Raw genomic sequence first — 25,197 nt, 5'->3', positions numbered from 1 at the left:
GGGCATGGGGGGGGCAAGGGCACGGGGGGGGCTGGGGGTGGGTAGCGGCTGGCCAAGCCACGCGAAGGCACGGGCTTGATGGTCGACGCTCCTTGCGTCCATCGTCGTTCCATTGGCTTGTCGCTCTTGCGCTACACGTCTTCATGATAAACGTGGTGGCTGGTCTGTCTCTGTATAGTAGACTGTACCAACAAGCCTTCTTGATGTATGGTGTTATCAACAAGTAAATGATTCCCGGTTCATTATCCTTTCAAAGCGAGGTACTGAGATGGAAACAAGTTTTGCCGTTGAGAGTCCAAAGGCTTCCGGACAGAAACAAGCCAGACCAAACCCCAACATTGTTATCTGGGATGACGAATGGGTTCCAAATGACGATAAGAAATTCTGGAACTTCTTGGATAACACAAAGCTCAGACGAAGCGCTGAGCATAACAACCTTCCAAATCCTCATGATGTTGTTCACATGTGGAAGAATGACAAAGAATTCCTTCAGCAGTCACCGGAGCGTCAAAAGGCTTTGGTCAACAATCTGTTCGAATCCTATTCGGAGTTCATGAACAGGAGCCAAAAGCGAGCCTTTGACGAGGCCTTTGGTGAGGAACAAGACGGCTGGCTTTCCCCTCCGACTGCTGAAGAGCTTCGGAATCACCGCGAGGGCTGGCTTTCCCCTCCCTCCCCTGAAGAGTTGGCCGCGTGGGAAGCTGAGAACCGCCAGCCTCCTATGACTGAAGCCGAGTTCGATGCCTTATGGAGGGAAAACTACGACCCCAACTCGGCGAGCATCCGGCTCCAAACCGGGTTGGACAATGCGGCCCGAAGCGTGATCTCTGCTCCTGGCCGGGCTGTTCGGGCTGTTCGTGATGGTCTGGATCGTCTTCGACCCGAGCAGCGGGCGTGGTACAATCCCGCCCCGGAAGAGATCGAAGCGCAAACGCGAAGGGACGAATCCCGGCAGGCAGCGCCCAGGCAAGCCCCTGGTGCTGGATCAAGTCCGTTAAGGATGACGAACGATGTCCAGTTGCGGCCCGCGGGGGAAGCGGTTGTGGAGGCTGGTCGCAGCATGATGGATTATGGCCGGCGCGTCATTGGCGGCCTCGGTGAGTACTTTGCCCGTGCGCGAGAGCAACCGCCTGTGCGTGTACAACACGCGCTCCGGGTGGTTGAGGGTTTGCAGGCAAAGATGGAGAACGGCCAGCAGCTCACCCCGGAAGAGGGCCAGCTTTTCGCGCGCGAAGTCGCGGTCCTTGAACGCTCCGGGCAAGGTCAACACGTTGTCCGGACGGGGATTGACAGGAAGACCGGGCGGCCCGTGGCCCAGGCTGCGGACGGGCGGATTGGGTTCTTGAATTAGGGTCTTGCCGTTGCCTTGCTTTCCATGCTTGAATGATCCTCGAAGCCCGCTCCCAGGTCGCGACGACTACAGACAGGCGCGGCTTGCGTAGCTCCGGATGAGCACAAACCTCACCGGCTGCACCGGGCTTCTCCCCTCACCCTTCACCAGGATCACGCCATGCAGCCAGACAAAGACAATAGTCTCTTGACTCCATCTGAGATCGAAGCGCTCAGGAAAGACAAGAAAGAGGCCCACGAGCAGCTAAAGGGCAGATCGAAACATCTGTTTGAGGGGCTGACTGTAGCCCCGGCCAAAGGGGGCGATGACGGCCCCGTGTCTTCAATCAATCGTCTCTTGACGCCCTCCGAGATCGAATCGCTCAGGCAAGACTTGAAGCAGGGAGTGGAACAGTTGAAGGGCAGGTCGAAACACCTGTTCGAGAATCTGAAGGATCGGCAAGGCTGAACACGTCTCTGGTGATTGAAGGGGGGTGTCTATTTGACAAGCCCCGGCCTCCCGGCAGGATCATCGCCCAGGAAATCGCCGCGAGAGAGTCCCGACTCCGGGTGTCAGATCGAGGGCGGCGACTTCCAGAACGATGCCCATTTTTGCCTTGCATGTGGGGGATAGTGTGGGGGGAAAAGAAAAAGGGTCACGGATAAAATCCGTAACCCTTTAATTTTAATTGGCGTCCCCAAGGGGATTCGAACCCCTGTTACCGGCGTGAAAGGCCGATGTCCTGGACCAGGCTAGACGATGGGGACACTGGGTATGATGTGGCTGGGGGACTAGGATTTGAACCTAGGTTGACGGAGTCAGAGTCCGTAGTCCTGCCGCTAGACGATCCCCCAGCGCAAAGTCCGTACAACTATGCAAAAGGGGGCCGTTTGTCAACATTTTTTGCGAAAAAAACCTTTTTTCCACTCAAGACCGAAAAGAAATATTTCGGAATCCGCTATGCAGCAGCCGCCAAACGGCGAGTCCGCTTTTTCAACAGATTAATTTTGCGGCGCAAGCGATTCCGGTCCTTGCGCTGGGTGCCGGGCAGTTGATCTTTTTCAGTGCGCAGCGTGCGCACCTGACGCTTCAACGACCAAATCTGGTCCTTATACGGAGAAGGCCCCTTGTTCTCTTCGTCCGTACTGAAACCAAGAGCTTCGCGCACGGCGACCACGAGGGCGTCTTTATCCATTCCGCTGGCCCCGGTAATCTGGGGAATCTGAGAAATGCACAATTCACGAAGTTCCTTGGCGGTCATCTTGTCCAAGGGTTTTTTCAAAACAATATTCTTTTCCTCACTCATTCCTTTCTCCTTGACTATCTCACTCGGGGCGGTCGTCCACCCGGTTCGTTGTTGCCGCGCACGGTTCGCTTTTGTTGCGCGATTTCACCTGTTCAAGCGATCGAACATATTTCCGGTAGCAACGCTCAAGCGCTGGGACGGCGGAAAACCGTTTAACCGGGTGGTTCGTTCCTTCCAGCCTCACGCCTGCTTGCACATAGATCTCCGGCGAAAAGCGCGAAGCGGTCTTCTTCCCTTCCCGCAGAGCGGTTCCCATTGCATCCGCTACCGCGACCAAGGAAGATCGGCCACCTAGCAGATCAAGGCGGACTTTGTCAAAGACTTTTTCTCCCAAGGCGGCATTGACGGCTCGCAGAATCGTCGGCGCGTGGAAATGCATCTCCTGCATTACCATGGGGTCCTCAACGCCCAGCAGCAGCGTGGTCTTGTTGCGACCCAAGGGCTTGGCCATATCCGCGATTTCGGGACCGACCACAATGGGCCAGGACGACCAGATTTCGGCAAGCCGCCATTGGAATCGGCGCTCCGCCCTGTTCCAAAAATCATGGAGGATGTCGCGCGCTTGGTACGTCATGTCAAAAAGGCCGCAAAACAAACGTCACGCGCCGTTGTACCTCCCGCCCGGCATGCCGAAGGTTGGCGGCGCGTGACGTCGATCATGCTAGATCTTGGCCGCGGTGCGCAGATCGGCCACGGCGTCCGTGGTTTCCCAGGTGAAGTCCACGTCTTCACGGCCAAAGTGGCCATAGATCGAGGCCTTCTTGTAGACGGGCCGCTGCAGATCCAGGCGCTTGCTGATGTAGAACGGGCGCAGGTCGAAAACCTCGCGTACGGCCTTGGTCAGCACTTCGTCGGAAACCACGCCGGTGCCCCAGGAGGTGACCAGGGTGGAGATGGGCTCGGCCACGCCGATGGCGTAGGCCACCTGCACTTCGCAGCGGTCGGCCAAGCCCGCGGCGACCACGTTCTTGGCGATGTAGCGGGCCATGTAGGCTCCGGAACGGTCCACCTTGGACGGGTCCTTGCCGGAAAATGCTCCGCCGCCGTGGTTGCCCATGCCGCCGTAGGTGTCCTGGATGATCTTGCGTCCGGTCAGCCCGCAGTCGGCCAAAGGGCCACCCAGGACAAACCGTCCGGTGGTGTTGATGAAAATCCGCGTCTTTTCGTCGAGCATTTCCTCGGGCAGGCTCTTAAAAATGACTTCCTTCTTGATGGCTTCCACCAGGTCCGCGTAAGCGATGTTCTCGTTATGCTGACAGGCGATGACCACGTTGTCGACCCTCTTGGGCTTGCCCTGCTCGTATTGGATGCAGACCTCGGTTTTGCCGTCGGGGCGCAGAAAGTCGAGAATGTTGTTCTTGCGAACATAGGCCAGGCGGCGGGAAAGCTTGTGGGAATAGAATATTGGAGCAGGCATCAGGGTCGCGGTCTCGTTCACGGCGAAACCGAACATCATGCCCTGGTCTCCGGCTCCTTGTTCCTCGGGCTTGGTTCGGTCCACGCCCATGGCGATATCCACGGACTGTTTGTCGATGGAGGAAATCACGGCACAGGTGTCCGCGTCGAAGCCCATCTCGGAACTCGTGTAGCCGATCTCCCGGACGGTTTCCCTGACGATTTTGGGCAAATCCGCGTAGGCGTTGGTGGAAATCTCACCGGCGATGAAGGCTAGGCCCGTGGTCACCAGAGTTTCGCAGGCCACACGGGCCGTGGGATCCTGAGCGATGATGCAGTCCAGGACCGCATCGGAGATCTGGTCCGCGACCTTGTCCGGATGACCTTCCGTGACGGACTCCGAGGTGAAGAGATAGGAACTGGTATTCCCGTGCATGCGTCTTTCCTCCTTAATGGATGTTTTTTTTGTCCGGGCTGATGATGCCGCCGGAAACCAGCAACTTGAAGGCGTCTTCCACGCCCATCTCCATGGGGATCACGGAGTGCTCAGGGACCATCAGAAAAAAACCGGATGTAGGGTTGGGTGTAGTAGGAACAAAAACATTTAAAACATTGAGACTAGTCTTGCGTTGGGTCTCGCCGGTGGCGACACCGGTAACGAACCCCAAAGCATAACTGCCTTCCTTGGGAAACTCAACCAGGACGACCCGCTGAAAATCCTGGGGGGAACGGTTGAAGATGGTCTCCACCAGCTGCTTGACCGCCAGATAGAGCTTGTTGACCAAGGGAATGGCTTCGATGATCCGGTCCCAGACGCTGACCAGCTTGCGGCCCAGATAGTTACGGACCAGAAATCCGGTGGTCAGGACGACAACGAACACCAGGATCAAGCCCAAGCCGGGAATACGGAACGGCAGAAAATTTTCTGGCCGCAGAGGTGGAGGAAGAAAGCGCAAGAATCCATCCACCCAGTTGAACAGAAGGCGCAGGAAGAAGAACGTGGCCAGGACCGGGGTCAAAAACAGGATCCCGGCCAGAAGGTTCGTCTTGATGAAGTGCTTCAGCCTGGACAATGGGCCGCGAGGGGGGGCGTCTCTGAGCATCACTGATGGTCTCCACCTGGGCCTGATCAACCGGCCTGCTCGACGATCCGGTTCGCCGCGTCCACAAGCACGACCTTAGGCTGCAAATCCGCGTATTCATCCAGGGTGAGCCAGGCATAGGCGACGATGATCACCATGTGGCCCGCGGCTCCCTTCAGTGCGGCGGCCCCATTCAGGCACATTTGACCCGGTTCGCCAAGAATGGCGTACGTCCGCAGCCGCTCGCCGTTGGTCAGGTTGTACACGTCCACCCGTTCATGCGGAAGAATGCCCGAGGCCTCCAAAAGATTCGGGCAAATGGACAAGCTACCTTCATAATCCACCCGCGCCTCGGTGACCGTGGCCCGATGGATTTTTCCGATCATGAAACAGCGACGCACCATGGAATCCCCATTATTTTCTTGAAATCAAAATGTTATCAATCAGTCTCGCGTTGGCGAAGCGCACGGCCACCGCGATCAGGACCGGGCCGACCACCTCTTCCACGGGATAGAGCTGATCCGGATCCACCACGGCCATGTACTCAACATGGCCCAAAGGTATTTCCCGGTCATATATTTCGCCCAGGGCGGCCAGCAGTAGGGTTGCGTCGGCCTCTCCCTCTCCGACCAGCCGCGCTACATACAACAGGCCGCGATGGATGGCCGGAGCCTGGGCCCGTTCCTCGGGGCCAAGATTGACGTTGCGCGAACTCATGGCCAGACCGTCGGACTCACGCACCGTCGGCCTGCCGTGTATCTCCACGGGAAGATTCAAGTCTCTTGTGATTCGCCGGATGACGGCCAACTGCTGCCAATCCTTTTCTCCGAAAACGGCCAAGGCCGGGTTGGTCAGCACGAACAGCTTGGCAACCACCGTGGCCACGCCTCGAAAATGTGTCGGCCGCTGCACCGCGCACAATCCGCGGCACAGGGACGGCGCTTCCACCCAGGTGGCATAACCTTCCGGGAACATGGCCTCGGCCTCGGGCATAAACAGGACGTCCACGCCCGTTTCCTCGGCCAGTCGGGCGTCGCGTTCCGGATCACGCGGATAGAGCTTCAAGTCTTCTCGCGGCCCGAATTGGGTCGGATTGACGAACAGACTGACCAGAAGCGCGTCAGCGTGTTCCTTGGCCCAGCGCATCAAGGCCAGATGCCCTTCATGAAAAAAGCCCATGGTCGGCACCAGGGCCAAACGTTCGCCGACGCAGCGCCGCTGCATGGTCCAGGATTGGATCTCGTCCGGCTGGGTGATGATTTTCATACGCTCCTCCACCATAGTGGTTGCTTGTCGCGACAAACCGTCTGCAGACGCGGCGTCCAACAATACCCGGATTCAAAAAACCTCGCCAGACCCGTCCCGGTAGTCCACCCGCTCCAGGCACAGCCCACGAGCCGGAGCCGTTGCCGGAGCCGATTCACGGCGCCCTTGCGCGAGAATGTTCATGACCTGGTCCGTGGTCAATCGGCCCTTGCCGACCATGACCAGACAGCCCATAAGGTTGCGGACCATCTGCTTCAAAAAGCCGTCGGCGGTGAACAACCAAACGCTTTCTTGCGGATATATTCCAGCCCGGACATGAATGTCTTGCACCGTGCGCACCGGGCTGCGGACCGGAGTGCCTCGATTTTGAAACGCGGACCAGTCCCTGCGGCCAAGCAGTTTCAAAGCTGATTGCGCCATGGCGTCCCGGTCCAGTTCGCCGACCTGCCAGACATAGGCCCTGCGCTGGGGCAACAGCCATCGCGGTTCGTGCCAGAGGGTATAAGTGTAGGTTTTTTGGATCGCGTCGAAACGAGCGTGGAAGGTTTCAGAAACCTGCTCCAGGCGGACAATGGTCACGTCCGGGGGCAAAAGCGCGTTTAAAGCACGCTGCCACGGGAGATCGCGGCGGTTTGCGGGCACGTCCACATGGGCGACCTGCCCCAGGGCGTGAACTCCCGCGTCCGTCCGTCCCGCCCCATGGACCCGGACGGGGCGACCGGCCAGTCGCTCCAAGGCGGCCTCCAGGCATCCCTGGACCGTACGGGCACCGTCCTGAAGCTGCCAGCCGTGGAATCCGGTCCCGATGTAGGCGACCTGGAACTTCAGGCGGATCGCGGGATCAATCTTCGTCACCGGCTTCTACCAATTCTCCTTCGGCAATGCGTTTTTCGCTTGAAGAAAATGCAGTTATCGGGGTCGGCGTCGGGATCGGGATCGGGATCGGGATCGGTATCGGGATTGATACTGTTTGTTCGCCAATAAGCCTGATTCGACCCCGATGCCGATACCGATACCGATACCGAAAGAGAAGCTTTGAATGAGAAATGGTCTTACTGCAAAGGGAGTTGCATCCTGGTCAGGGCTTCGGTCAGGCGAGCGGCCTTTTCCGCGTCCACGAAGGAGAGCACCTCGCCGGCGTTGCGACCGCGCATCCCGGACAAAATCTTGACGGCCACGGGTTCTTCCAACGCCTCCAGGGCCTTGGCCGCCTCACGAGGCTTCATGTTGGAGTAGACGTCCACAAGATGTTTCATCTTGCGATCCTTGAGCACATCCGCTTCCTCAAGCATGCCCTGAATCCGGGACTCCAACGCCTGGAGGCGATTCAGCTTGGCGTCGAGTTCGTTTTCCAAAGCGCGCAAGGTCTGCTCCTGTCGTTGAACCTCCTCCTGACGTCGCCGCAGATTTTGCCACTCCTCGGAGAGGTCGCCCTGGGCCGCCATTTGTCGTGGTGCCCCGGCGTTTTGGCCCGGTGCGTCGGCCTGGGCCACGTCCCACGCTCCGGGGATCTCCGCGGCCGGGCCTTCTTGGGCGTGGGCCGGTTTCGTAGTGGCCAGGACGGCCTCGGCCACGACGCTTCCCGGATGATCCGAAACGTCGGTTCCGCTCCAGACGGCCAGGAAGATCAGCTTGCACAAGCTGAGTACGGCCACGGCGGCCAGAAGATTAGAAATCTTTATATTGATGCCGAATGGTTGCCATTTCATCGAGGTCCTTTTGCTCGTTGCTTTTTTCTTGCGCATGGAATTCCAGGGCTTTTTTGTTTCGAAGTCGTTCCAGAATCTTGGCGTCCTTGGATCGTTGGATCAGTTCGCCCCGACATGAGGCGACCCGGTTCGCCAGGTTTTGCAGTCGATACTCTTCACGCTGCACATCCTGCAAAAGGCGTTCCCTATAGGTGCTCCACAGCCAGAACTCGTCGGGCGTCAGCAGGTGACGGCTTTCCAAACGAGCGCCCGCTTCGTCCTGTTTGGCGCGGAGCTGTTCGACTCTCCGGGCCTGGGTCTGATAGTCTCGCTGAGCCGCCGCAAGCTCCAACCGGGCATTGTCCACAAGTTGACGCCGGTAGTCCAGAACGTTTTCCAGGGAAAAATGAAACGGCTTGGGCATGATTCATGTACCGGCGAGTATCCATCCGAGAAAAACGCCCAGCTCGCACCAGACGATTCCGGCTCCCAGGAAGTCGCCGTTGACGCCGCCCCGGAGTCGAGCCAGGCGGATCAAAAACAGCAGGCCCGCGCAGCCCAGCAGGCCGCTGAACAAGAGTGCCTTCCAGGGCACGAACGCGATTCCCAGGGCCAAGGCCGTCCCGACGGCCCAGGCCAAACGCCGGCCCGTGGCCGCGGCCAGGAAAATCCCGGCCAGGCCCGGTCGACCCAGCTCACGGGTCCGCCAAGCCAGGCCCACGGCCGCGGTCCGCCCCAGGACCGGAGCCCAGATCAGCACTCCCCACGCTCCATGGGCGAATATTTCCGGCAACAGGATCACGTACCCCGTCAGCCCCATGAACAGCCCCATGCCGCCGAAGGCTCCCATCCGGCTGTCCTTGAGCACCTCCCAGAAGCGCTCCCCCCGGGCCCCGCTGCCCCAGGCGTCGCACAGGTCGACCCAGCCGTCCCAGTGCAAGCCGCGAGTCAAAACCATGGTCAGCCCCAACCACAGCCAAGCCTGAACCCATGGGCGGCCCTCGCCCAGGCCGAGCATGAAGGGCAGCGTCGCGAGAAAGCCAAGGTACAGCCCGACAAGAGGGAACCAACGCACCCCGCGACCCAGGGTTTCGGCGTCGGCGATCCGGGCCGGAGCCAGCCGGGTCAGAAACCCGGCGGCCAAGATGAATTCATGCCATATTCGCAAGCAACGCCTCGCGGGTCTGATAATAAACAAATATTCGTAACCACTAAGAAGGACGCGACTACGGCTTCATGGCTTTCAGGGCCTGATACAGGGCCTGGGTTCCGTCGCGGCCGTGACCCAGGGCCGAGGCTTCCTTGTACAGCCGTTCCACCAGGTCCAGTCCGGGCAAATGGATGCCCATGCGCCGGGACTCGTCCAGGGCGATGCCCATGTCCTTGATGAAATGGTCGATCATGAATCCCGGGGCATAGTCGCTCTTGAGAATGCGTGGGGCCAGATTTTCCAGGCTCCAGCAGTTGGCCGCGCCTTTGGTCACGGATTCCAGAACCTTGGTGGGCTCCAATCCGGCCGCCGCCGCGTAGATCAGACTTTCACAAACTCCGATCATGGTCCCCGCGATGACGATCTGGTTGCACATCTTCGTGTGCTGACCAGCCCCGGCCGGTCCCTGATGGACGATGTTCACGCCCATCAGTTTGAGCAGGGGAAGCACGGCCTGAAAAGTCGTTTCGTCCCCGCCGACCATGATGGACAGCTTGGCGTTGCGCGCCCCCACGTCCCCTCCGGAAACCGGAGCATCCAGGGCGGTGGCTTGGCGTTGCCGCGCGGCTTCGGCGATTTCCACGGCCAGGCTGGGACTGGTGGTGGTCATGTCCACGCAGGCCCGGCCCGGTCGCAAACCGGCCACCAGCCCTCGTTCCCCGAAATACACTTCCCGGACATCCGGAGGGAAGCCGACTATGGTGAACACCACGTCCGCGGCTTCGGCCACGGCCTTGGGCGAGTCGGCCCAGTCCGCGCCGTTATCCAGCAAGATTTGGGCTTTGGCCTTGGTCCGGGTGAACACCACGGCCTTATATCCGGCGTCCAGAAGATGCCCGCACATGGACAACCCCATCACCCCGGTCCCGATCCATCCAATCCTCGTAGTTTCCGGCGTCACGACACTCATGTCGTTAGTCATCGTTTTCCTCCTTGGCTTATTGCATTGGACATCGCATTGTCCGTGGGCCGCGTCAGCGATTCTCACGCGACGAACACGGCCAAGCGTCAAACCTGAAGCGGCTTCTCCGTCGGGCTTCCGGCCATGGCCAGGATGGGTGCGATGATCCGGGTCATGGCCTGAGCCGTGGGGCCGTCGGAGTGGACGCGCAAAAAGGCGAATCCTTCGTCCCCGGCCCGGGCCACTTCCGGGTCCAGGGGGATTTTTCCCAGAAACGGCACTCCGGCCTCTCCGGCCAAGGCCTCGCCCCCGCCGCTACCGAATATATTTTCCACCTGGCCGCATTTGGAACAGACGTGACCACTCATGTTTTCCACGATGCCCAGCACCGGATTGCCCAACTCGGCGCAGAAGGTCACGGAGCGGCGGACATCGTCCACGGCCACTCCCTGAGGGGTGGTCACGATCAAGGCCTTGGCCTCCGGTCCCAGAAGCTGCAAGACGGAAAGCGGCTCGTCTCCGGTCCCCGGAGGGCAGTCCACCACCAGATAATCCAGATCGCCCCAGGCGACGTCGCGCAGAAACTGCTTGATCACGCCCATCTTGGCCGGTCCGCGCCAGATCACGGCCTCGCTGGCGCTGGACAGGAGAAACCCCAGGGACATGACCCACAGATTCGGTCCGGCGCTGAGCGGTTCCAGCCGCCCGGCATCCAGCCGGGCCCGTTCTCCGCCCAGGCTGAGGAGCCGAGGCAGACTTGGTCCGTGGACGTCCACGTCCAACAGCCCGGTCTTCATGCCGGCCATGGCCAGGGCCTGGGCCAGGTTCACGGCCACCGTGCTCTTGCCCACGCCGCCCTTGCCGGACAGGACGACGATTTTGTTCTTGATCCTGGCCAAAGCAGTGCACAGGGCCTGCTCTTCCTCGTTTTTCCCGCCGCATCCCTGCTTGTCCGAGCAGGATTCGCACGCATGGTTGCTCATAATCTCAAATCTCCTCAATGGTTGGTTTGCAAAACAATCTGAAGCAAGCGTCTCAGGCAAGCGTACCCGGCCCGGACGAACAAGGCCGGACGAATTGCCGACGACTCGAGAATGGTATAAGAACACGCGCAAAACAAGAGACAAACGCGGTTCAGCCACTAACCCCGATTCGTCGACAGGGGAAGGCCCGGTCCGCCTAATTTGGAGGTCAAACACATCATGACGTTTCCCAGTTTACGTTTTGGCGACATGGTTGCCAAGGTTCCCATCGTCCAAGGCGGCATGGGCGTGGGCATATCCCTGTCCGGCCTCTCCTCCGCCGTGGCCAATCAGGGCGGAGTCGGCGTGATTTCCGCGGCCATGATCGGCATGAGTGAGCCGGATCTGGCCAAAAATTACGCCGAGGCCAACATCCGCGCCCTGCAGCGGGAAATCCGCAAGGCCAAGGAAATGACCAAAGGCATCCTCGGCGTGAACATCATGGTCGCGCTGAGCAATTTTGCCGACCTGGTTCGAACTTCCATCCAGGAGAAGATCGACGTCATCTTTTCCGGCGCCGGCCTGCCCTTCGACCTGCCCAAGTATCTCACCGAGGACTCGCAAACCAAGCTGGTTCCCATCGTTTCCTCGGGCCGGGCCGCGGCCATCATGTGCAGAAAATGGCTCTCCAAGTTCAACTATCTTCCGGACGGCTTCGTGGTCGAAGGGCCTCTGGCCGGCGGACACTTGGGCTTTAAGGCCGAGCAGTTGGACGATCCGGAATACCAGCTTGAAACCTTGGTCCCTCAAGTGATCGACGCGGTCAAGCCCTTTGAGCAGGAACACGGACGGGCCATTCCGGTGATCGCCGCGGGCGGCATCTTCAGCGGGGCGGACATCTGCAAGTATCTGCGTATGGGAGCCGCCGGGGTCCAACTGGGAACCCGCTTCGTGGCCACCCACGAGTGCGACGCGGACTTGGCCTTCAAACAGGCCTTTGTCGACGCCAAGGAGGGCGACGTCACCGTGATCAAAAGCCCGGTGGGGATGCCCGGTCGGGCCCTGAAGAACCAGTTCCTGGCCGATGTGGAGGAAGGCAAACGCAAGCCGTACAAATGCCCCTACCACTGCATCGTCACCTGCGACGTCAAGAAAAGCCCGTATTGCATCGCCCAGGCTCTGTCCAACGCCAAAAAAGGGCGTTTGAATCTCGGCTTCGCCTTCGCGGGACAAACGGCGCACCGGGTGAAAGAGTTGCTTTCGGTCAAGGAATTGATGGAATCCCTGGAGGCCGAGTACGAAGCCGCCTGCGCGGCCCCCGCGTCGGCGTAGTCTCATCGGTTGTCGAGAACACGAAAAAGACGAGGCGTCGTGGCCTCGTCTTTTTTCGTGTCTCTTGAATTCACGCCTGAAACCAGTTACGAACCATCTGCTTGGTTATGGCGTTTTTTTTCGCCTTTTTCCGGGCCGGTTTCAAAACGCCCGTTTCCGATTACCTCAAGACGGAGTCTATACGAATGGACGAAGGTGGCAGTAGCACCCGACAATCTCAACCTCCCTCGGCCTTGCCCGCGAGTCGGCACGGCGCACCGCTTTTCGGGGAAACCACGCAGTAGCAGCGCGTAGTCCGTTCCCGAGGAGTCCCTTCTTCGGCGCGCCCCTGCTCACGACCACGGGCCACAGGACCACGGGTCAGGACGCGCTCCATGAAAGATCCACAAATCATCTCGACGCTGAACGAGTACCTGGAGGCCGGAAATCCCAAAGCGCTCCGGGATTTCACGGCATCCCTGCACCCGGCCGACCTGGCCGATTCCCTGGATGAGCTGTCCACGAAGGATGCGGCCCAGGTCCTGGAGATCCTCTTTCCGCACCACAGCGCGGAAGTTCTGGGACAACTGGACGCGGACCTGCAGGTGGACATCGTGCTCCGCCTGTCCGACAAGCGGCTGGCGGAAATCATCACCAACATGTTCTCCGACGAACGGGTGGACCTGATCCAGCTCCTCCCGGAAGAACGTCGCCAGAACGTCCTGCGGCTGCTGGCCAGGGCGGAGCGGGAGGACATTATCCGTCTGGGCGCTTACGAAGAGGGAACCGCCGGGGCGATCATGACCTCGGACTACGCGGTGCTCAAGCCGTCCCTCACCGCGCGGCAGGCCCTGGACAAGCTGCGCCTGGAAGCCCCGGACAAGGAGACCATCTACTACACCTACGTCATCGACGAGGAGCGTCGCTTGATCGGCCTGGTCTCGCTACGGGACCTGATCATGGCGCCGCCGGAGAAGCAAGTCGAGGACGTAATGCGCCGAGACCCGGTCACCGCCCATGTCGACGACGACCAGGAAGACGTGGCCAAAACCATGGCCAAGTACGACATCCTGGCCGTGCCGGTGGTCGACGAAAAGGACGCATTGATCGGAATCATCACCTTTGACGACGTCCACGACGTCATTGAGGAAGAGGCCTCCGAGGACTTCCACCGTATGGGCTCCATCGCCGAAGGGTTCGGTCCGTCGGCCTCGGACCTGAGCGGGTTCAAGCCCGCGGACCTCTACTACCTTTTCTTGAAGCGCGTCCCCTGGCTCCTGGCCCTGGTTTTCGTGAACATCTTTTCCGGGGCCGGCATCGCCTATTTCGAGCACACCATCCAGGCCGTGGTGTCCCTGGTCTTTTTCCTGCCCCTGCTCATCGGCAGCGGCGGGAACGCCGGATCGCAATCCGCAACGCTGATGGTCCGCGCCCTGGCCACTGGGGAAGTCCACATGAAGGACTGGTTCAAGCTGCTTAGCCGGGAAATCCTCATCGCCCTGGCCATCGGGCTGTGCATGGGCATGGCGGTGTCCATGATCGGGATATTCCGGGTCGGGCCGGACGTGACCGTGGTCGTGGCCCTGAGCATGGTCACCATCGTCCTCATGGGCTGCCTGATGGGCATGTCCCTGCCCTTCCTGCTGACCCGCCTGCGACTGGACCCGGCCACGGCCAGCGCCCCGCTGATCGCCTCCCTGGCCGACATTTTCGGAATTTTAATTTATTTCGGCATCGCCACCTGGTATCTCGGTCTGCAACATGTCGTATAAAGCCAGGGGAGCAGCGCCTTCGGATCTGAAACTCCGCAAAACACTCTCGACGACCAAGAGAAAAAAAGGATTTCGCGGATAGGGATGGGAAAAATCAAGCATTCATCGCCTACGCCATATACTGCTGATCATAGAGCTTCTTGTAGACGTTGGACGTGATGTAGAGCTTTTCGTGGTCCCCGGTGGCTTTGATCCGACCGTTTTGGAACAGGAAGATTCGTGACGCCAGCCGGATGGTGCTGAAGCGGTGGGCGATGATCAGCACAGTCTTGTCCTGGATCAATCCGGACAGGGCCTGCTGGATCATTTCCTCGCTGGTTGCGTCCAGGGCCGAGGTGGCCTCGTCCAGGATCAGGATCGGGGCGTTGCGCAGGAAGGCCCGGGCCAGAGCCAGGCGCTGCTTTTGGCCGCCGGAAAGGCGCATGCCCTTTTCCCCGACCACGGTTTCATATCCGTGGGGCAGTTCCTGGATGAATTCGTGGGCGAACGCCCGCTGCGCGGCGTATTCCACGGCCTCGGGCGGGGCGTCCTGGTTGCCGGCCAGAATGTTGGAGCGCACCGTGTCGTTGAACAGCACCGGGTCCTGGGGCACGATGGCCATGGCCCGGCGCAAGTCTTCCTTGCGCACGTCGCGCACGTCCAGGCCGTCAACATGGATCGCACCCGCGGAAACGTCGTAGAACCGGGGAATCAGGTTCGCGAAGGTGGTCTTGCCCGCCCCGCTGGGCCCCACCAGGGCCACCACCTCGCCGGGAGCAATGGTCGCGTTGACGTCCTGGAGCACCGGGATGCCCTGCTCATAGGCGAAAAAGACCCGCTCGAAACGGATTTCCCCGCGCACCTGGCCCAGTGACAGGCTCTGAGGAATTTCGGGATCTGGGACCGTGTCCTCGGTGTTCAGAATATACTCCAGGCGCTCCAGGGAGGCTTCGCCCTTGCGGATTTCATTATGGATCCGCCCCAGTTTTTTGACCGGCTCGTAAGCCATGTACAGCGCGAAAATCAAGGGGAGGATCGTCTCCAGGCTGACCCCTCTGGAGGCCGCATAAAACACGGCCCCGGCCACCCCGACGGCGGCCACCACTTCGATGGTCGGGGAAAGAATGTTCGAATACTTGACCACCTTCATGGCCCAGTGGAACAGACTCTGGGCGGCTTGCTCGAACTTGCGGATTTCCCGCTTTTCCAGGCCGAAGGCCCGGACTTCCTTGGTCGCCGTGAGGTTTTCGTTCAGAATGGTGGTCAGGTCTGCGGTCTGGGCCAAAAACCGGTGCGCCCGGTGGAGCAGTTTCTTGCCGATGATCCGGATGGGCAGGATGCAAATTGGCACCAGTAGCAAGGCCAGCAGCACGAAGAGCAGGTCCTGCTGCTTCATGGACAGGTAGACCACCGCGCCCAGGGCTCCGACAAAAGTCAGCGGCTGCTTGATCAGGTCGTTGGCCACGGTGGTCACCACCCCCTGCAACTGCCCGGTATCGTTGACCACCCGAGCCAGAAGGTCGCCGCTTTTGTTCTTCTGATAAAAGGCCAGCGGCAGTTCCTGCAGTTTGCTGAAGACCCGCACCCGCAGCGCTTCCAACACCTTCCCGCCGCAGTAGTGGATCAGATAGACGTTCAGGAAGCCGCTGGCCGCGCGGATCAGAAAGACGACGGGAATGAGCGCGGTCACCGCCAGCAGCATGGCCGTGGATGGCGGTTCCGGACCGAAAATGACCGGAAAAACCCGGTCGGCCATGAAGGGTAGCCCGAAGCCGCTGGCTATGCCGAAGATTACCCCGAAAAAGATGGCCGCGGCGAAATGCAGCCGCACCGCGCCCAGCAGGGCGAAATAGGGCAGAAAACGTTTGAACAATCCTTCGCTTTGCTTTACTCGCATCGTAGCGCGTCACCCCCTGCAAGTACTCCATCGGTATATAGTATCGTCATGCATTCTCCCACGGTTCTGATCATCAAGCCTTCGTCCCTCGGGGACATCGTTCACGGACTACTCGTCGCCCAAATGATCAAGGTCGGATTTCCGGAGGCCCGGATCGACTGGGTCTGCCGGGACGTTTTCGCGCCGCTGGTGGCGGCTTGTCCGGTGGTGGACGACGTCCTGCTCTTCCAGCGCCATGGCGGGCCAACGGGGTTTCTGCGCTTGATCCGCGCCGTGCGCAAACGGCGCTATTCCCATGTCCTGGACATGCAGGGCCTGGCCCGTAGCGGACTGATCGCCTTGGCGGCCCGGGCCGACGTGGTCGTCGGTCGCGACGACGCCCGTGAAGGGGCGAGGATCGCTTACCATCGGCGCACGCCCTTGCCAACCGCCGGCCGCGACGCCCACGCCGTGGACGTCTTGGCCGAGTTTCTGCCTCTTTTGGGCTTGCCCAGGAATGTCGTCGCCCGGCTGCCTTTCCGGTCGCCCTCCCGATCGCCTTTCCGGTTATTTGGACGTTTGCCGGAAATGCCGCCCGGAACCCTTCGCGACAACGTTCACGCAGACCGCCCCGGATCGCCAGAGCTTTCCACGAAAAGCCCGACGCCAGGCCAGACCTCAAACCAGACTTCGGGCCCGATCCTGCTGTTTCCCGAAAGCAGTCGGCCCGAAAAAAATTGGCCGGGCTATGCGGCGCTGACCAAGTTGCTGCTCGACGCCCTACCCGACGCTTTCGCGGCCTGGGCCGGAGCCCATGCCGTGCCAAGTCCCTCCGGTCTCGCGGGCTTTTCGGAATCGAACACTCCGCGTTTTCTGAACATGACCGGGCAAACCTCCCTTTCCGAATTACCCTGGCTCATCGCCCAGGCCCGTCTGGTGGTCGGCAACGACAGCGGGCCGCTGCACCTGGCCGCGGCCATGGGCGTGCCGACCCTGGCCCTGTTCGGTCCCACGGCCCCGGCCAAGTACCGCCCGTATCCCGGAGACGACCGACGCAATCGTGTCCTGTGCGCGCCTGGTGGCGACATGGGGTTGCTTCGGCCCGAGGTGGCCTTGGGGGCGGTGCTGGAGGCCATCCGGATACAACTCAGCGATTTGGCTCAAGAAAGCGGGTGATCGCGTCCACGGTCCGCCGCGTAGCTCCCTTCCCGGCTCGGTGCCAGTTCCTGGCCACCCGGCCCATGTCTCGCCGCGCGGTCTGATCGCGCAACAGCATCGCCACAGTGTCGAACACTTCCGTTTCATCCCGGACGACCTGGCCGGCCTTTGCCGCGAGCATGGAATCGACCACGGCCCGGAAATTCTGCATGTTCGGGCCGAACAGAACGGGTTTGCCCAAGGCCGCGGCCTCGATGGGGTTCTGACCTCCCTTGTGCGGGGCCATGCTTTTGCCCACGAAGACCACATCCGCGGCCTGGAGCAAAACGACCATCTCTCCGGTGGTGTCGGCCACGGCCACATTCACCGGACCTTCGGCCAAACCGGAAGAGCGAAAGTGCGCGGCGACGGCCTCCTTGATCAGCAAACCCCTCAGCTCGGCCCGACGTTCGGCGTGTCGGGGGATCAGCAGGAGCTTGCACGGCAGCCCGTGGTCCGTGAGCTTGCAGGCCACCCGGAGAAGCATTTCTTCTTCCCCCGGCCAGGTGGAGGCTCCAGCTAAAACCAGAGGGCGTGCCGGGTCTTCGCAGTCCGCACGATCCCCCCCCGCCTCCAGACCCAGGCCCAGGTCCGTACGCAACTGCTCCAATTCCGCGGAAACCAGGATCGGGGCCGGGGTCATATCCAGTTTGAGGTTTCCGCTGGTCACGATGCGATCTTCCGTGATCCCCAGTCGCGCGAAGCGCCGCCCGTCCTCCTCCGAGGCGGTCACAATCCGTGACAGCATGGCGAAGGGTTCGCGCAGCGGACGCGGCAAAGCGTGCCAGCGGCGAAAGGACCGCTCCGAGAGCCGGGCATTGATCAACACCGTGGGGACTCCCCGGAGCCGGGCTTGATGCAGGTGCTCCGGCCAGATTTCCCCCTCCATCAGCAGGCACAGGTCCGGCTGAAGTCGACTCCAGGTCCGTCGGCTGATCGGCCAGAAATCCACCGGAAAATAGCCGAGGTAGGTCAAATACGGCTCGTACTTGCGTTCCGCCAGAGCGTAGCCCGTGCTGGTCGTGGTGGTCATCACGATTTGAATCGCCGGATGCTCCTCGCGCAACAACTCCAGCAGCGGCCCCAGGGCTTGCAGCTCACCGACGCTGACGGCATGAATCCATATCCGGCGCACTCCGGCAGGCTGGGGCGGCAGTACCGGCACCCGCCCCAGACGCTGGCCGAAGTGCCGGGCATAGCCGCCCCGGCGAAGCATCCGCGGCAGGTAGAACGGCAGGGCCGCCAGCAGGGCAACGGGGAAAAGCAGGCGATAGAGCAGGAGCATGCGCCGTTTCAACGCAACCAAGACGGCTTGGTCAGGAGATTGCCTCGGACCGCGTGAGACTTGGGACAGGCTCGGCTACAGGGCAATGCCGTTATCCTGGAGATCCTGGATCAGAAACCGGCGCATTTTTTTGCTCACCGGCCCCGGCCGCACGTCATGGATGGGCTTCTTGTTGAAGCGGACCACGCTCAGGGCGTCGATGGTCGTGCCCAGAAGGATCACCTCCCGCGCCAGGTAGACGTCGTCCTCCGTGACCTGGCGGAAGACCACCGGCATTTCGTCCTTGACCGCATCCAGGGCGCGCATCAGAGTCGTCCCGGTCAGAGCGTTGTTCAGCTCCGGAACCACCAGGCGTCCCTGGGCGTCCACGAGGCAGACGTTTTCCACGGCCCCTTCGGCCAGGAATCCGTCGTCGTCAAAGCACAGGGAATAGTCGCAGCCCGATTGCACGGCTTCGCGCTTCATCAGCACGTTGGGCAGATAGTTGACGCTCTTGATCTTGGCCATCAGGCCGCGCTTGGCGGGCATGGAGCAGCGCGAGGCCGTGACGCCTTTTTCATAGGCGGACTCGGGCCGCGGATGCAGGGCATAGGCCACGATGTACAGGCCGGCCTTGGGGCATTCCCGGGCGTCGATGCCGAATCCTCCGGGCCCGCGTCCCAGGAGGATGCGCACCATCCCCTGGTCCGTATTCGCGGCCCGGGCCACGTCCACGATCATGGTCTTCAGGTCCTCCCAGGGGCAGGGCGGCTCCAGAAAAATCGACCGGGCCGAAAACATCAGCCGGTCCACGTGCGGATCAAGCTGGTAGAGCTTGCGCTCCACGAATTTCATGGTCTCAAAAACCCCGTCTCCCCGGTGGACCATGTGGTCGTCCAGGGGCAGCACCATCAGCCGCGGGTCCGTGCCGATCACGCCGACCCGGTGATCGTAAAAGGCCGTAACTTCGCCGATCCCCGGCCTGGGGGCCTGGAGCAGCCGCTCCAGATAGGCATCTGAATCGTTAACGACGGTAAGCATCATCCTACTCCGAATTCGTCCCATACAATGTCATGCGGCCCGAAAGTCGGGCCGCGAAAAACGAGAACCAGTTAGTGAGTGTTGAAAAAGTCCTAACTCGACAGTCCGTTCAAAAACCCCAAGTGCAAGGAGCAAAAAAAGCTACCGGGACACGTCCTGTGTCCGGCCCTTGCGGGCTGTGGCTGCGCCACATTTTCGATTTGCCGTCCTGGCAATCGAATCAAGGTCGAAACGTATTTACTGATACGTGAGAGTTTGAACTTTTTGCAGCGACGCAGCAATTGGGAGTTTTTCAACTGCTAAACCCTGATCAGGTCCCGCTCCACCAGCGCCTCCGCGATCTGCACGGCGTTCAGGGCCGCGCCTTTGCGCAGGTTGTCCGCCACGACCCACAGATTCAGTCCGTTGGCAATGGATTCGTCCTCGCGGATGCGGCCGACGAAAGTCAAGTCCTCCCCCGCGGCGTGGATGGGCATGGGATAGATTTTCTCCCTGGGATTGTCCAAGACCTGCACGCCCGGAGCCTGAGCCAGGATCACCCGGGCCTCGGCCGGAGTGATCTTCATTTCGGTCTCCACGTTCACGGACTCGCTGTGACCATAGAACACCGGCACCCGGACCGTGGTGGCGGTCAGCCGGATGGTCTCGTCGCCCATGATCTTTTGGGTCTCCAGGACCATCTTCATTTCTTCCTTGGTGTAATCGTTGTCCAGGAAGACGTCGATGTGCGGGAGGCAATTGAAAGCGATCTGGTATGGATACACCTCGGCCTCGGGTTCCTGCATGTTGAACATCTGGCGAACCTGGGTCTCCATCTCCTTGATGGCCTTCTGGCCGGTCCCGGAAACGGCCTGGTAGGTGGAGACCACCACCCGCTTGATTTTGCCGACGTCGTGCAGAGGCTTGAGCACCACGACCATCTGGATGGTCGAACAGTTGGGATTGGCGATGATTCCCTTATGCCGGGCCAAATCGTCCGGGTTCACCTCCGGAACCACCAAAGGGACTTCCGGATCCATGCGCCAGGCGCTGGAATTGTCCACCACCACGCACCCGGATCGGACGGCGATGGGCGCGTACTTTTCCGACGTCCCCCCCCCAGCGGAAAAGAGCGCCAAGTCCAGCTCGTGAAAAGAATTTTCGTCAAGTTCTTCCACGGTCAATTGGCCGCCCATGAACGGGATTTCCTGGCCAGCGGACCGGGAGGAAGCCAGGGCACGAACACTGGTCGCCGGAAATTCCCGCTGTTCCAGCGTCTTGAGCATTTCCCTGCCCACGGCTCCCGTGGCGCCCACCACGCCGACTCGCAACTGCTTGGCATGCATATCGTGTTGCTCCTTGTTGTATTGTATTCAGTTTTGCGATCAACAGGCCACGAATAGACGTGCTCGCAATCGCAATCGATGGTCTCACAACGCGGTTCTTGTTTTTCTTGCTTTCGATTTCGATTTCGATTTCGATAGCGATTTCGATTTCGACCTTGATTCCAATGCTCCGTTACGAATTGCGACGAACGCTGTCAGCGCCGGACCTGCTCCATAATCCGCAGGCATCCGTCGGATCGGTTCATGGTGTACAAATGAACCCCCGGCGCGCCGTTGTCCAGGAGATCCTGGATCTGGGCAGCGGCATGGGCCATGCCCACTTCCTGAACCGCCGCGTCTCCGCCTCGGGCGTCCGCCTGCTCCAGATCCCGCAGGAAAGCTGGCGGCAGGGTCGCGCCGCACATGGAGGTGATCCGCTGAATGAACTTCAAGCTGAAAATGGGCATGATCCCCGGCAGGATGGGCTTGGCGATCCCGGCTTCACGGGCTCGCTGAACGAACTTCCAATAGCTGGCGTTGTCGAAGAAAAGTTGAGTCACGGCGAAGTCTCCGCCCAGATCCAGCTTCATTTTCAGGAAATCCAGATCCTCCTTCAGGCCGACGGCTTCGGGATGTCCCTCCGGGTACCCGGCCACCCCGACGCCCATGCCCGGATATTCCGCGGCGATAAACCGGACCAGGTCCGAGGCGTGACTGAATCCGTCGTCCGATGGGACGAACGCGGTCTCTCCCTGGGGCGGGTCGCCGCGCAAGGCCATCACGTTGGTTACCTCGGCCCGGATCAGATCGTCCAGAAACGAGCGCAGAACCTGGGTGGAGGCCCCGACGCAGGTCAGATGGGCCATGGGCTCCATGCTGAAATCCCGTTTCAAGGTGGTCACGATCTCCAACGTGGCGGCCTGGGTGCTGCCGCCGGCTCCGTAGGTCACGGAGACGAACAGCGGGTCCAGGGCTCGCAGCCGCTGGGCCGTATCAAAAAACTTCGGCCACAAGGCCCGGTCCTTGGGAGGAAAAAATTCCAGGGAAATTCTCGACCGTTCGGGTCGTTCCAGCAAATCCTTGATTTTCACGATTGTACTCCAGTCTGTTTCAGCACGTGATCAGTGATTGAAAACTTCGGCTTACCCGCCAGCAGCTACATGATGGTCTCGCCGATCTGAAAAATGGGCAAATACATGCTCACCACCAGTCCCCCCACCACGACCCCCAGAAAGACGATCATCATCGGCTCCAGCAGCGAGGTCAATGTTTCCACGGCCACATCCACCTCGTTGTCGTAAAAGTCGGCGATCTTGGCCAGCATATGGTCCAGGTTCCCCGTGGTTTCTCCAATGGAAATCATCTGGACCACCATGGGCGGAAAAACGCCCGTGGCTTCCAGGGGGTCGGCCAGGGTTTGGCCCTCGGCGATACTTTTCTTGGCTTCCAGGACACCGCGCTCCACGGTCTTGTTCCCGGAAGTCCTAGCCACGATGTCCAAGGCCCCAAGGATGGGTACCCCGCTGGAAACCATGGTGCTTAAGGTACGTCCGAACCTGGCCACGGCCACCTTGCGCAGCAACGGACCGAACACCGGCAGGGTCAGGACCCAGAAATCCACCATGATCTTGACCCGCTCGATGCGATACAGCCGTTTGAAGATGATCGCAAAGGCCACGGCTCCCAGGAATATGTACAGCATATTGTCCTGGGTGAAACGGCTCATGTTGATCACGATCTGGGTCGGCAGCGGGAGGGCCGCGCCGAAATCCGCGAACATGGTTTCAAAGGTCGGGATGACGAATATCAGAATGATGGCGATGACCGCCACGGCCACGGTGACCACCACGGCCGGATAGACCATGGCCGACTTGACCTTGGCCTTGAGTCTGGCCGCTTTTTCCAGATAATCCGCCAAACGCAACAGGATCACGTCCAGAACGCCCCCGGCCTCGCCGGCGTTGACCATGTTGGCGTAGAGGTCCGTGAAAACCTTGGGATGCTTGCGCATGGCGTCGAACAGGGAACTGCCGCCCTCGATGTCATTGCGGACCGTGTAGAGCACCCGCCGCAACAGCTTGTTTTCCGTCTGTTCGCACATGATCTGCAAGGACTGCAAGATGGGCACCCCGGCGTTGATCATGGTGGAGAACTGGCGGCTGAAAATGACCATGTCCCGGTCGGAGATTCTCCCCTCAAGGAAGGTGCCCTCCAGCAGATCCTTGGGTTTGGGCTTGACCTTGAGCTGGGTGAATCCCCGCCGACGCAAGGCGTTTTCAGCCATTTCCAAGGTCGGGGCGTCGAAGTCGCCCTTGACCCTCCGACCCAGCTTGTTGCGACCTTTGTACAGAAATATGGCCATTCCAGCGCTCCTGATCCGTACCCGGCAGCCCGGGCACAGTCCTGTGTCAGCTCCGCGGTCCGAACATCGCGGCCAACTCCGCCACGACACCCAGGTCGGCCGGCAAAAACGGCAACGCGTTTTCCGCCGGCGTCACCCAGGCCATACTTTGGCCTTCACGGGGGAGGGGCTCCCCCTGAAACGCGTTTACCATGTAAAAAAATACGTGCACATGCAAATCCGGGTACCGGTGGACTCTATCCCGCCAAAGGCGGGAATCCGCGACACAAATTCCCAATTCCTCACGCAACTCCCGCGCCAATGCCTGATCCGGCGTCTCCCCGGCTTCGATCTTGCCTCCGGGAAACTCCCAGTATCCGGCCATATGCTTGCCTTCCGGTCGTCGCACGGCCAAGTACCGGTCACCGTGCCAGACAATTCCCGCCACGACCCGCAAGGGAGCCGCCTCTTCCTTCCATACCGTCATGAATTCCACCGATTAGCCCAAAAGACCGCATTTGACCAGAACGACCAAACCCAACTCTCAACTTCACCAATCAAAACATCTCTTGACGCCCCAACCAGGACAACCTAAACAACTCCCATGCGCCCGTAGCTCAGCCGGATAGAGCGTCGGACTTCGAATCCGCAGGCCGGGAGTTCGAATCTCTCCGGGCGCACCAAAGAAAATTAAGGGTTTAGGCATAACGCCTAAGCCCTTTTTTGTTTTTTTGTCAAAAGATTGCCAAAAAACGGCTTAAAAACCCGCCTAGCGAGCCAGAAAAAAAAGCTGGGTCTGGAAAGCTGCATCCGGAACTTTTCCAAGGGCAAGGAAGCGAACTTCGTCGTCCTGTATCCGACCTGCACGCCTTTGATGCGGTATCGCATGGACCGAACCACGTCGCTGCGTGAAAAACTCTTGGTGCTGATGATGCTGGGAAATGACCGTGCCGTCAAAACCTACCTGGAGGGCGAACCGGCCATGGCGAAGTAGATTTCAAGAGTGTCCGAACGGAAAGAAAGCCGGGGCATTGCGACTTGCCCGGACAAATTCTGGAGCGCTTGGCGAGGCACCTGGGGGCCATTTGGCCAAAAAAAAAGCCCCCGTTTCCGGGGGCTGACGTCAGCGGTAATGGCGGAGAGGGAGAGATTCGAACTCTCGGTACGGGGTTAGCGCACACACGATTTCCAATCGTGCTCCTTCGGCCAGCTCGGACACCTCTCCTGCTTGAAAAAAGAGATTACCTAAAGAATTGTTCGGAACTTGGCAAGTGTTTTTTGACTCGAATATTGCAACATGGTTCCTGAAGCCGCTTAGCGCCCGTCAATACTGCTTTCGTCGCTTTTTGGACTTCCCTTGCGCCGGCTCCGGATTCTTCGGCTGCGTACCGCAGCCCTTGTTGGCCGGACCTCAGCCGGAAAAACCGCCGCCTTTGCGCATGATGAACGCGAAGACGACTACCACCAGGATGATGAATATCGAGGACAGAATGGTTTCCATGACGCCTCCTTGTCTTTTCCGATCAGGTTCATGGGAGTTGAGACTGTCTGGAGCATTCCAGGTAGTCGTTGAGGATGACCACGGCGGCCTGCTGGTCGAGCACGGCCTTGACCTTACGGCCGCGACGGCCCCCGTCGCGCAGGTTGCGCTCAGCCTCCACCGAGCTGAAGGCTTCGTTCTGGAATACCACCGGGACGTCCGTCCGACGACGCAGGCTTTCAGCGAAATTGCGGACCTGGCGGGTGGTTTCCGTTTCCTGGCCGTTCAGGGCCTGGGGTAGTCCAAGCACGATGGTCCGGACGCCTTCCTTGGCCACGATGGCCAGCAGGTCGGCAAACAGCTGTTCTCTGGTGGTCCGCTCCAGGGTTGCATAGGGGTGGGCCAGAAGCCCCAGGCCGTCGCTCAGGGCCAAGCCCACCCGCTTTATACCATAGTCGATGCCCAGCGCACGCATTGGGAATCCGGCTGCGG

The 25,197-nt window shown here is 60.2% G+C and carries 26 protein-coding genes and 4 tRNA genes; 6 read left to right on the top strand and 24 right to left on the bottom strand.

Annotated elements, in window-relative coordinates; all coding sequences use genetic code 11:
* Nucleotides 1–268 precede the first annotated feature (268 nt).
* Together AC559A_RS02755 and AC559A_RS02750 are read left to right on the top strand one after the other, a co-directional pair.
* Nucleotides 269–1,351, top strand: coding sequence for a hypothetical protein (locus tag AC559A_RS02755; protein ID WP_498816128.1), 1,083 nt, complete (start codon nt 269–271; stop codon nt 1,349–1,351).
* 159 nt (nt 1,352–1,510) lie between these two features.
* Entirely contained in the window at nt 1,511–1,798 is a 288-nt protein-coding gene (locus tag AC559A_RS02750; protein WP_498816126.1) for a hypothetical protein, read from the top strand.
* A gap of 221 nt (nt 1,799–2,019) precedes the next feature.
* On the opposite strand, the gene AC559A_RS02745 is transcribed toward AC559A_RS02750, so the two are convergent.
* The 14 genes from AC559A_RS02745 to AC559A_RS02680 form a co-directional block, all read right to left on the bottom strand.
* A tRNA-Glu gene (locus AC559A_RS02745) sits at nt 2,020–2,097 on the bottom strand.
* A 13-nt stretch (nt 2,098–2,110) separates the two neighbouring features.
* Nucleotides 2,111–2,184, bottom strand: a tRNA-Gln gene (locus AC559A_RS02740).
* Between the two features lie 104 nt (nt 2,185–2,288).
* Nucleotides 2,289–2,636: a hypothetical protein gene (locus AC559A_RS02735; RefSeq protein ID WP_028572572.1), complete on the bottom strand. Its 348-nt coding sequence runs from the start codon at nt 2,634–2,636 to the stop codon at nt 2,289–2,291.
* 19 nt (nt 2,637–2,655) lie between these two features.
* On the bottom strand, nt 2,656–3,231 hold the full coding sequence (locus AC559A_RS02730) for a DciA family protein (protein WP_051434621.1): 576 nt from the start codon (nt 3,229–3,231) through the stop codon (nt 2,656–2,658).
* Nucleotides 3,232–3,297: 66 nt separating this feature from the next.
* The gene (metK, locus tag AC559A_RS02725; RefSeq protein ID WP_028572573.1) at nt 3,298–4,467 is read right to left on the bottom strand and encodes a methionine adenosyltransferase; all 1,170 of its coding nucleotides are present in this window, start codon (nt 4,465–4,467) and stop codon (nt 3,298–3,300) included.
* Between the two features lie 13 nt (nt 4,468–4,480).
* Complete coding sequence (locus tag AC559A_RS02720) at nt 4,481–5,134, bottom strand: DUF502 domain-containing protein (RefSeq protein WP_051434622.1); 654 nt, start codon at nt 5,132–5,134, stop codon at nt 4,481–4,483.
* A 26-nt stretch (nt 5,135–5,160) separates the two neighbouring features.
* Complete coding sequence (gene panD / locus AC559A_RS02715) at nt 5,161–5,499, bottom strand: aspartate 1-decarboxylase (protein ID WP_245590051.1); 339 nt, start codon at nt 5,497–5,499, stop codon at nt 5,161–5,163.
* 28 nt (nt 5,500–5,527) lie between these two features.
* A complete protein-coding gene (panC, locus tag AC559A_RS02710; RefSeq protein WP_498816123.1) occupies nt 5,528–6,379 on the bottom strand; it encodes a pantoate--beta-alanine ligase in 852 nt (283 codons plus the stop codon).
* A 72-nt stretch (nt 6,380–6,451) separates the two neighbouring features.
* Nucleotides 6,452–7,234 (bottom strand): tRNA pseudouridine(38-40) synthase TruA, encoded by a 783-nt coding sequence (gene truA / locus AC559A_RS02705; protein ID WP_498816122.1) that lies wholly within the window; start codon nt 7,232–7,234, stop codon nt 6,452–6,454.
* A gap of 197 nt (nt 7,235–7,431) precedes the next feature.
* Nucleotides 7,432–8,088: a MotE family protein gene (locus tag AC559A_RS02700; protein ID WP_028572578.1), complete on the bottom strand. Its 657-nt coding sequence runs from the start codon at nt 8,086–8,088 to the stop codon at nt 7,432–7,434.
* Nucleotides 8,048–8,491, bottom strand: a complete 444-nt coding sequence (fliJ, locus tag AC559A_RS02695) for a flagellar export protein FliJ (protein WP_028572579.1) — start codon at nt 8,489–8,491, stop codon at nt 8,048–8,050. Before fliJ ends, AC559A_RS02700 begins: the two co-directional genes overlap by 41 nt.
* A gap of 3 nt (nt 8,492–8,494) precedes the next feature.
* A complete protein-coding gene (locus AC559A_RS02690) occupies nt 8,495–9,235 on the bottom strand; it encodes an adenosylcobinamide-GDP ribazoletransferase (RefSeq protein WP_498816119.1) in 741 nt (246 codons plus the stop codon).
* Between the two features lie 58 nt (nt 9,236–9,293).
* Complete coding sequence (locus AC559A_RS02685; protein WP_028572581.1) at nt 9,294–10,199, bottom strand: NAD(P)-dependent oxidoreductase; 906 nt, start codon at nt 10,197–10,199, stop codon at nt 9,294–9,296.
* Nucleotides 10,200–10,285: 86 nt separating this feature from the next.
* On the bottom strand, nt 10,286–11,161 hold the full coding sequence (locus AC559A_RS02680) for an Mrp/NBP35 family ATP-binding protein (protein WP_051434624.1): 876 nt from the start codon (nt 11,159–11,161) through the stop codon (nt 10,286–10,288).
* 219 nt (nt 11,162–11,380) lie between these two features.
* On the opposite strand from AC559A_RS02680, the gene AC559A_RS02675 reads away from it, so the two are divergent.
* Nucleotides 11,381–12,472 carry an NAD(P)H-dependent flavin oxidoreductase gene (locus AC559A_RS02675; protein ID WP_498816118.1) on the top strand — a complete coding sequence of 364 codons (1,092 nt, stop codon included), beginning with the start codon at nt 11,381–11,383 and terminating at the stop codon, nt 12,470–12,472.
* Nucleotides 12,473–12,689: 217 nt separating this feature from the next.
* Here AC559A_RS02675 and AC559A_RS02670 read toward each other — a convergent pair whose 3' ends face one another.
* The gene (locus AC559A_RS02670) at nt 12,690–12,848 is read right to left on the bottom strand and encodes a hypothetical protein (RefSeq protein WP_156932946.1); all 159 of its coding nucleotides are present in this window, start codon (nt 12,846–12,848) and stop codon (nt 12,690–12,692) included.
* On the opposite strand from AC559A_RS02670, the gene mgtE reads away from it, so the two are divergent.
* Nucleotides 12,847–14,223, top strand: a complete 1,377-nt coding sequence (gene mgtE, locus AC559A_RS02665) for a magnesium transporter (RefSeq protein ID WP_028572583.1) — start codon at nt 12,847–12,849, stop codon at nt 14,221–14,223. The two genes, AC559A_RS02670 and mgtE, sit on opposite strands and share 2 nt — an antisense overlap.
* Before the next feature lie 109 nt (nt 14,224–14,332).
* On the opposite strand, the gene AC559A_RS02660 is transcribed toward mgtE, so the two are convergent.
* Nucleotides 14,333–16,099, bottom strand: a complete 1,767-nt coding sequence (locus AC559A_RS02660) for an ABC transporter ATP-binding protein (RefSeq protein WP_028572584.1) — start codon at nt 16,097–16,099, stop codon at nt 14,333–14,335.
* A gap of 48 nt (nt 16,100–16,147) precedes the next feature.
* Between AC559A_RS02660 and AC559A_RS02655 the strand changes: the two genes are divergently transcribed.
* Nucleotides 16,148–17,254 carry a glycosyltransferase family 9 protein gene (locus AC559A_RS02655; protein WP_028572585.1) on the top strand — a complete coding sequence of 369 codons (1,107 nt, stop codon included), beginning with the start codon at nt 16,148–16,150 and terminating at the stop codon, nt 17,252–17,254.
* On the opposite strand, the gene AC559A_RS02650 is transcribed toward AC559A_RS02655, so the two are convergent.
* From AC559A_RS02650 to mutT, 6 genes are all read right to left on the bottom strand, one after another.
* Nucleotides 17,226–18,560, bottom strand: a complete 1,335-nt coding sequence (locus AC559A_RS02650; RefSeq protein ID WP_498816115.1) for a 3-deoxy-D-manno-octulosonic acid transferase — start codon at nt 18,558–18,560, stop codon at nt 17,226–17,228. The two genes, AC559A_RS02655 and AC559A_RS02650, sit on opposite strands and share 29 nt — an antisense overlap.
* Before the next feature lie 75 nt (nt 18,561–18,635).
* On the bottom strand, nt 18,636–19,580 hold the full coding sequence (locus tag AC559A_RS02645; RefSeq protein ID WP_498816113.1) for an aminotransferase class IV: 945 nt from the start codon (nt 19,578–19,580) through the stop codon (nt 18,636–18,638).
* Nucleotides 19,581–19,879: 299 nt separating this feature from the next.
* Nucleotides 19,880–20,905, bottom strand: a complete 1,026-nt coding sequence (locus AC559A_RS02640) for an aspartate-semialdehyde dehydrogenase (RefSeq protein ID WP_498816111.1) — start codon at nt 20,903–20,905, stop codon at nt 19,880–19,882.
* 194 nt (nt 20,906–21,099) lie between these two features.
* The gene (gene metF / locus AC559A_RS02635) at nt 21,100–21,975 is read right to left on the bottom strand and encodes a methylenetetrahydrofolate reductase [NAD(P)H] (RefSeq protein WP_498816109.1); all 876 of its coding nucleotides are present in this window, start codon (nt 21,973–21,975) and stop codon (nt 21,100–21,102) included.
* A 65-nt stretch (nt 21,976–22,040) separates the two neighbouring features.
* The gene (locus tag AC559A_RS02630) at nt 22,041–23,246 is read right to left on the bottom strand and encodes a type II secretion system F family protein (protein ID WP_498816108.1); all 1,206 of its coding nucleotides are present in this window, start codon (nt 23,244–23,246) and stop codon (nt 22,041–22,043) included.
* Nucleotides 23,247–23,292: 46 nt separating this feature from the next.
* Entirely contained in the window at nt 23,293–23,712 is a 420-nt protein-coding gene (gene mutT / locus AC559A_RS02625) for an 8-oxo-dGTP diphosphatase MutT (RefSeq protein ID WP_035261764.1), read from the bottom strand.
* Between the two features lie 119 nt (nt 23,713–23,831).
* On the opposite strand from mutT, the gene AC559A_RS02620 reads away from it, so the two are divergent.
* Nucleotides 23,832–23,908 (top strand) — tRNA-Arg (locus AC559A_RS02620).
* A 450-nt stretch (nt 23,909–24,358) separates the two neighbouring features.
* Here AC559A_RS02620 and AC559A_RS02615 read toward each other — a convergent pair.
* Nucleotides 24,359–24,450: transfer RNA gene (locus AC559A_RS02615), tRNA-Ser, on the bottom strand.
* Between the two features lie 304 nt (nt 24,451–24,754).
* Nucleotides 24,755–25,180, bottom strand: coding sequence for a Holliday junction resolvase RuvX (ruvX, locus tag AC559A_RS02610; RefSeq protein WP_498816107.1), 426 nt, complete (start codon nt 25,178–25,180; stop codon nt 24,755–24,757).
* Nucleotides 25,181–25,197: the final 17 nt, after the last annotated feature.

The sequence above is a fragment of the Desulfonatronum zhilinae genome, from assembly GCF_900182865.1.
GTDB classification, from domain to species: domain Bacteria; phylum Desulfobacterota; class Desulfovibrionia; order Desulfovibrionales; family Desulfonatronaceae; genus Desulfonatronum; species Desulfonatronum lacustre.
Note: the sequence above shows the minus strand (reverse complement) of the source record. Positions and strands in the feature narration are given on the sequence as shown.

What these genes read in the sequence shown, in the direction of transcription:
- AC559A_RS02755 (WP_498816128.1), top strand. Translation starts at nt 269, where the DNA reads ATGGAAACAAGTTTTGCCGTTGAGAGTCCAAAGGCTTCCGGACAGAAA.
- AC559A_RS02750 (WP_498816126.1), top strand. Translation starts at nt 1,511, where the DNA reads ATGCAGCCAGACAAAGACAATAGTCTCTTGACTCCATCTGAGATCGAA.
- AC559A_RS02735 (WP_028572572.1), bottom strand. Translation starts at nt 2,636, where the DNA reads ATGAGTGAGGAAAAGAATATTGTTTTGAAAAAACCCTTGGACAAGATG.
- metK (WP_028572573.1), bottom strand. Translation starts at nt 4,467, where the DNA reads ATGCACGGGAATACCAGTTCCTATCTCTTCACCTCGGAGTCCGTCACG.
- AC559A_RS02720 (WP_051434622.1), bottom strand. Translation starts at nt 5,134, where the DNA reads ATGCTCAGAGACGCCCCCCCTCGCGGCCCATTGTCCAGGCTGAAGCAC.
- panD (WP_245590051.1), bottom strand. Translation starts at nt 5,499, where the DNA reads ATGATCGGAAAAATCCATCGGGCCACGGTCACCGAGGCGCGGGTGGAT.
- panC (WP_498816123.1), bottom strand. Translation starts at nt 6,379, where the DNA reads ATGAAAATCATCACCCAGCCGGACGAGATCCAATCCTGGACCATGCAG.
- AC559A_RS02700 (WP_028572578.1), bottom strand. Translation starts at nt 8,088, where the DNA reads ATGAAATGGCAACCATTCGGCATCAATATAAAGATTTCTAATCTTCTG.
- fliJ (WP_028572579.1), bottom strand. Translation starts at nt 8,491, where the DNA reads ATGCCCAAGCCGTTTCATTTTTCCCTGGAAAACGTTCTGGACTACCGG.
- AC559A_RS02685 (WP_028572581.1), bottom strand. Translation starts at nt 10,199, where the DNA reads ATGACTAACGACATGAGTGTCGTGACGCCGGAAACTACGAGGATTGGA.
- AC559A_RS02680 (WP_051434624.1), bottom strand. Translation starts at nt 11,161, where the DNA reads ATGAGCAACCATGCGTGCGAATCCTGCTCGGACAAGCAGGGATGCGGC.
- AC559A_RS02675 (WP_498816118.1), top strand. Translation starts at nt 11,381, where the DNA reads ATGACGTTTCCCAGTTTACGTTTTGGCGACATGGTTGCCAAGGTTCCC.
- mgtE (WP_028572583.1), top strand. Translation starts at nt 12,847, where the DNA reads ATGAAAGATCCACAAATCATCTCGACGCTGAACGAGTACCTGGAGGCC.
- AC559A_RS02670 (WP_156932946.1), bottom strand. Translation starts at nt 12,848, where the DNA reads ATGGAGCGCGTCCTGACCCGTGGTCCTGTGGCCCGTGGTCGTGAGCAG.
- AC559A_RS02660 (WP_028572584.1), bottom strand. Translation starts at nt 16,099, where the DNA reads ATGCGAGTAAAGCAAAGCGAAGGATTGTTCAAACGTTTTCTGCCCTAT.
- AC559A_RS02655 (WP_028572585.1), top strand. Translation starts at nt 16,148, where the DNA reads ATGCATTCTCCCACGGTTCTGATCATCAAGCCTTCGTCCCTCGGGGAC.
- AC559A_RS02650 (WP_498816115.1), bottom strand. Translation starts at nt 18,560, where the DNA reads ATGCTCCTGCTCTATCGCCTGCTTTTCCCCGTTGCCCTGCTGGCGGCC.
- AC559A_RS02645 (WP_498816113.1), bottom strand. Translation starts at nt 19,580, where the DNA reads ATGCTTACCGTCGTTAACGATTCAGATGCCTATCTGGAGCGGCTGCTC.
- AC559A_RS02640 (WP_498816111.1), bottom strand. Translation starts at nt 20,905, where the DNA reads ATGCATGCCAAGCAGTTGCGAGTCGGCGTGGTGGGCGCCACGGGAGCC.
- AC559A_RS02630 (WP_498816108.1), bottom strand. Translation starts at nt 23,246, where the DNA reads ATGGCCATATTTCTGTACAAAGGTCGCAACAAGCTGGGTCGGAGGGTC.
- mutT (WP_035261764.1), bottom strand. Translation starts at nt 23,712, where the DNA reads ATGACGGTATGGAAGGAAGAGGCGGCTCCCTTGCGGGTCGTGGCGGGA.
- ruvX (WP_498816107.1), bottom strand. Translation starts at nt 25,180, where the DNA reads ATGCGTGCGCTGGGCATCGACTATGGTATAAAGCGGGTGGGCTTGGCC.